The following is a 1,929-nucleotide window of genomic DNA, read 5'->3' as shown; positions in this document are numbered from 1 at the left end:
ACCGACCTGGTCCGCGACCGCACACGAGTATTTGGCCCCGACCACCCGGACACCCTCCACGTACGGCACCAGCACGCCCGCTTCACGGCCCAGGCGGAGTGACACGGCTAGGACTTGTCCGACCGTTACGTCCGGAGCCAGTTGATGAGGGCTGCCGCAGTTGCCGTACCGAGGTATATGTAACGACGTTTGTCGTATCTGGTTCCCACGGCCCGGTGCTGGTTCAGCCGATTGATGGCCCGTTCGACGGTGTTGCGTTTCCTGCATCGCTCGTCGTCGAAGCCGGGTGGCCGCCCGCCTCGTGAGCCTTTCCGTAGGCGGGCGGCCTGGCTATCGGCCTTCTCCGGGATCGTGTGCCGGATGCTCCGGCGCCGCAGGCACGCACGACAGGGCCCGTTGCTGTATGCCTTGTCGGCTGCGACACCGTTGGGCCCCTTGCGGGGCCTGCCCGGCCCGGGCTTCGGGACGCGGATCTTCTCCAAGACAGAGTTGAACTGGGTGCAGTCCGCCCGCTGGCCCGGTGTGACAACCAAGGACAGCAGGCGGCAGCGGCCGTCCGCGCTGAGGTCATGGCCTTCTTCGACATCGACTGGAGGGGCGACGGCACAGGCACCGACATCCGTTCCGGTCTCTGGCGGCTCAACATCGCAGATGGTGAGCAGGGTCGAGGTTACGATCGCTTTGCGGTCGAGTCCGTTGCTGCTGAAATCCGCCGTCGCGGCCACACCCGCCTGACCACCACTTGGCATCCGGGCACGGGCGGCCCCGAAGGTTTCTACCTCGGGCTCGGATTCCGTCTGACGGGTGAGACCAGCGGAGGCCAAACAGTCGGCGAGCTGGGCTTGCGTTAGGGCCTTTCTGATGGCTCTTGGACGGTGCCGCGGAGCCAGATGACGGTCAGGGTGCCGTTGAAGATGTAGCCGCGCTTGTCGTACCTGCTGGCGACCGCACGGAACTGCTTCCACTTGCTCACGCACCGCTCGGCGGCACTGCGGCGGCGGTACTGGGCCCTGTCGAAGGCCGGGGGTCGACCGCCCAACCGGCCTTGTCCGCGACGGCGTGCACGCTGGTCGTCGGGCTGGGGAATGGTCGCCTTGACGTGCCGCCGTCGCAGGTAGGCGCGGGTGTCACGGCTGGAGTACGCCCTATCGCCGCGCAGCCGGTCTGCGCGGGTGGCCCGGACCGTGCCGTTGGATCCGCAGATTCTCCAGCACGGGGATGAGCATGGGGTTGTCGCCCCGCTGGCCGGGCGAGGTCAGCCAGACCGGTGGGCGGGCCCGGTCGTCGGCCAGCAGGTGGACCTTGCAGGTCAGCCCGCCCCGTGAGCGCCCCAACGCCTCGCGCCCATCGGTCTCCACACGCGCCCCGCCCCTTTTTGCGGGAAGTCACGCGGCGGCTGGTGCCGGGCCCCGGCCGCATGCTGATGCGCCCGGCAGGAGGTGGAGTCGATGTTCACCGCCCACTCCGCCTCCTGGTCCACTGAGCGGGCCAGTGCTCCGTCCGGGTCGGCCGCATCGGCCTCGATCTGCAGCTCGGCTAGGATCCGCTGCCAGGTTCCGTCCGCCGACCAGCGGCGATGCCGCTCGTATGCGGTCTGCCAAGGCCCGTACCGTTCCGGCAGGTCCGGCCACGGCACCCCCGTGCGGGCCCGGTACAGCACTCCGTTGATCACCCTGCGGTGATCTGCCCACTGCCCACCGGGGCCGCCGTTCACCGGCAGCAACGGCTCGATCTTCCGCCACTGAGCATCAGTCAGTTCGTGACGCCGCACCATACGAAGCACCTGCCCAGCCCCAGAACTGATCCACCCAACCCAGCAAGAGCCATCAGAAACGCCCTAGGTCGTGTCTTCAATGTAGTTGCGCGGGATGATGGGCTTTGTGAGTCGTCGCTATGAACTGACCGATGAGGAATGGGAGTTGTTACGTC

Annotated in this window: 2 protein-coding genes and 1 pseudogene; 1 reads left to right on the top strand and 2 read right to left on the bottom strand. The window is 67.7% G+C overall.

Annotated features, from left to right (window positions below; all coding sequences use genetic code 11):
* Positions 1 to 125: 125 nt before the first annotated feature.
* Positions 126 to 533: a transposase gene (locus tag ACFQ7F_RS38930; RefSeq protein WP_383281836.1), complete on the bottom strand. Its 408-nt coding sequence runs from the start codon at positions 531 to 533 to the stop codon at positions 126 to 128.
* Here ACFQ7F_RS38930 and ACFQ7F_RS38925 point away from each other — a divergent pair.
* Complete coding sequence (locus tag ACFQ7F_RS38925; RefSeq protein WP_383281834.1) at positions 513 to 851, top strand: GNAT family N-acetyltransferase; 339 nt, start codon at positions 513 to 515, stop codon at positions 849 to 851. The two genes, ACFQ7F_RS38930 and ACFQ7F_RS38925, sit on opposite strands and share 21 nt — an antisense overlap.
* Here ACFQ7F_RS38925 and ACFQ7F_RS38920 read toward each other — a convergent pair.
* A pseudogene (locus ACFQ7F_RS38920) lies at positions 848 to 1,774 on the bottom strand (IS5 family transposase). The gene ACFQ7F_RS38925 and the pseudogene ACFQ7F_RS38920 overlap by 4 nt on opposite strands.
* Positions 1,775 to 1,929: the final 155 nt, after the last annotated feature.

It is taken from the genome of Streptomyces sp. NPDC056486, assembly GCF_042795295.1.
Classification (GTDB): Bacteria; Actinomycetota; Actinomycetes; order Streptomycetales; family Streptomycetaceae; genus Streptomyces.
Note: the sequence above shows the minus strand (reverse complement) of the source record. Positions and strands in the feature narration are given on the sequence as shown.